This window comes from Mesorhizobium sp., from assembly GCF_004963255.1.
In the GTDB taxonomy this organism is placed as follows: Bacteria; Pseudomonadota; Alphaproteobacteria; order Rhizobiales; family Rhizobiaceae; genus Mesorhizobium.
In genome coordinates this window covers 1-234 of the sequence record NZ_SUGA01000141.1, presented here as the reverse complement: position 1 = coordinate 234, position 234 = coordinate 1, and the positions used below count along the sequence as shown (strand labels likewise).

General features: G+C 64.1%; 1 pseudogene. It reads left to right on the top strand.

Going from position 1 to position 234, the window contains the following annotated elements:
* Nucleotides 1–234 (top strand): annotated as a pseudogene (locus E5X34_RS32800) (branched-chain amino acid ABC transporter permease); the annotation flags it as partial.

The window sequence follows — 234 nt, the reverse complement described above, 5'->3', positions numbered from 1 at the left end:
GCCGCCGCGATCGGCATCGTCTTCGGCCTGCCCAGCCTGCGGCTGAAAGGCTTCTATCTGGCGGTCTCGACGCTCGCCGCGCAGTTCTTCGTGCAATGGGCGCTGACCAAGTTCAGCTGGTTCTCCAACGACTCGGCGTCAGGCGTCATCGATGCGCCGAAGCTTTCCATCGCGGGCTTCGAATTCGACGGCGCGGTCGGCCGTTATCTCTTCGCGCTTACCGTCGTGGTCGTC